We start from the raw sequence: 2,462 nt of genomic DNA on the forward strand, positions 1-2,462 counted from the left end.
TAATAAATAGGACTCTGAGCGGCGCGCAGCGCCCAGCGATGAGTCGGTGTTGAACTATTCATCCGCCGCCAGGAGGACAACCGCCGGGATTGGAACTATGTACTTAACGAAGGTTTTTGTTGTTTTATAGCAGGTTGGTTATTTCAGGTTCTTTGACATATTGCAGGTTTTTTATGCTTGAAAGATCCCTTTTGCCGGACAGATCAAGGATTTTTTGGCCATTCTTTGGTTGTTTTGCCCACCCTCGGGCATAGCATCCCCGTTACCTTCAAAAAGAAGGCTTTAGATATCGGTTTAGGGAATGTTATGATGGGTGTAAACCGGAAGAAACCATGCCGGCGACCGGATGCGGGGCAGTTCCCCCACCACCACCATGCGCCCTTTTTTGCACACGGGGCAACAGCCTATGTCAATCCCTGTGAGCTGTTCAAACCGTTCGCGTTTGGTTTTGGGCGGTTGCTGCTTTTTTATCAGGGCATCGATACCAGGCTTTTCTTCCGGTACAAACTGTAAAGCAAGGTTTCGTTTTACCGTGTGGTTGTAAATACCATAGCGGCGTATTTTCACGAAGCGCTTAGGTAAGATATGCATACAGAACCGTCGTAAAAACTCAACCCCATCCAGGGTAACGGGCTTTTTAACCGCTCTGTCGCGGTAATCTTTGGCGATGAAAGTAACCTTACCTGCTGAAATATTTAAAATACGCTGGTTGGTAATGGCCACCCGGTGGGTATATTGTCCCAGGTATTTCACCACATGATCCACACCAGCCATCGAAGGTTCGCAATGAACCACCCATTTTGTTTGGTATGCCTTTTGGATCAAATGACGGAACCCTTCCAGGGCATTTTGTTTGCGCAGGCTGCGTTTGAGACTGTCCATAAACCTGCCTTTGAAGGCATCACTCAACTGATGTACGGGATAAAGGTAATTCCCTGATGGTCCGATGTTTTTCCATTCGCCCTGAAGGGAATATCCTGCCGCCGGCACAATACAGTGAACATGCGGGTGTAAACTAAGGTTTTGCCCCCAGGTGTGAAGCACACATACCGCACCGGTTTCAACGCCAAAATGTGTGTAACCAAAGGCACGAAGGGTATTCCATACAGCAGCAAAGAGCAAATCGTAATAAACTCTGTTGTTGAACAGGCATACGGCATTCAGCTGATGCGGCACCGTAAAGACAATGTGATAATGCTTTATGGGCAAGGTACTCTGCATCAGGTCGTCGATCCAAAGTGCCTGTTTTGCTGCCTGGCATTTAGGACAATGCCTGTCGCCACAGCTATTGTAGCTGTAACGTATATGATGACAGCAATCGCACTGTTCTTTGTGACCGCCAAGGGCAGCCGTTCGGCACTCAGCGATCCTGCCCAGCACCTTTAGTTGCAACGGGGAAAGCTTTTTGTTGGCAACCAGGGGCGCACCAAATGCATTCACCACCTGGGCCAGCTCAAACGTGGCTCTCATCTTTGGGATAGTTATAGAGCGTGTCCAATGGACTGTGGGGCTGAATCAACGGGCATTGCGCTATATGCAGATAAATCATGGTAGTGGTAATATCGGCATGGCCTAACAATTCTTTCAGGGTAACGATGTTAAGGCCTTGTTCGAGCAGATGGGTAGCATAGGAGTGCCTGAGCGAATGAAGGCTCACTTCTTTGGTGATGGAAGTTTTTTTCAGGTTTTCGCGCATCACCCACGATAGTCCTCGCACGCTGTACCTTCCATCAGGTTCTTTGCCGTTAAATAACCAGATGTGCGGATTTTCCGCCTTTAGGTATTTTTTCAGTCCAATGGCCATGCTTTCGGCCAATGGAACGATGCGGTCTTTTTTATATTTGCTTTGCCGGATATGGATGGTTTTTCTTTCAAAGTCGATGTCGGAGATTTTCAGGTTGATCACTTCCTGTCCACGCAATCCTGCCGAATAAATCAAAGTCAGCACCACCCGTTGTTTAAGAAGTGTTGGAGTGGAAAAAAGTTCTTTGAGTTCACTTTGATTCAGGATAACGGGAAGTTTTGTATCCTTTTTGAGCGAAGGCAGTGCAATGGCATTTTTGTTCATGCCCATCAGGCGGTAGTAATAGCGCAGACCGTAAACCATGTGTTTAAAGCTGCTGCGTGATGGCGATTTTGGGTCACGGGCCAAAGCAACCAGGTATTCATTAATTTCATCGGAATCGATCTCTTGGGGGAGTTTGTCGAAATGAATCACAAAAAGCGCAATGCGCCGAATGTAGTTATTTAATGTACTTTTACTTTGACCCCGAAGGGTAACCTGTTGTTCCAATTTTCTGACAACATTTTCAAATTCAGGAACAAGCATGATGGCCTGCTCTACAATAGTAAAACCCGATTTCTTTCTCATATCAGTAGTTTTATGGTTAATAACTTACAAAATATGGAAAGAATCGGGTATATTTGAAAAGCTATCCGCGTAGGCGGATTTAGTTCAACAA

Annotated in this window: 2 protein-coding genes; both read right to left on the reverse strand. The window is 46.3% G+C overall.

Translation table 11 applies throughout. The features are described 5' to 3' along the window. Positions 1–294: 294 nt before the first annotated feature. Positions 295–1,470, reverse strand: coding sequence for an IS91 family transposase (locus IH598_17845; protein ID MBE0640379.1), 1,176 nt, complete (start codon positions 1,468–1,470; stop codon positions 295–297). After that, positions 1,454–2,329 (reverse strand): tyrosine-type recombinase/integrase, encoded by an 876-nt coding sequence (locus IH598_17850; GenBank protein ID MBE0640380.1) that lies wholly within the window; start codon positions 2,327–2,329, stop codon positions 1,454–1,456. The genes IH598_17845 and IH598_17850 overlap by 17 nt, the downstream gene beginning before the upstream one ends. Positions 2,330–2,462 lie beyond the last annotated feature (133 nt).

The sequence above is a fragment of the Bacteroidales bacterium genome (assembly GCA_014860585.1).
Lineage (GTDB): Bacteria > Bacteroidota > Bacteroidia > Bacteroidales > 4484-276 > RZYY01.

Excerpts from the sequence above, each read along its gene's own strand:
- IH598_17845 (MBE0640379.1), bottom strand. The coding sequence starts at position 1,470 with ATGAGAGCCACGTTTGAGCTGGCCCAGGTGGTGAATGCATTTGGTGCG.
- IH598_17850 (MBE0640380.1), bottom strand. The coding sequence starts at position 2,329 with ATGCTTGTTCCTGAATTTGAAAATGTTGTCAGAAAATTGGAACAACAG.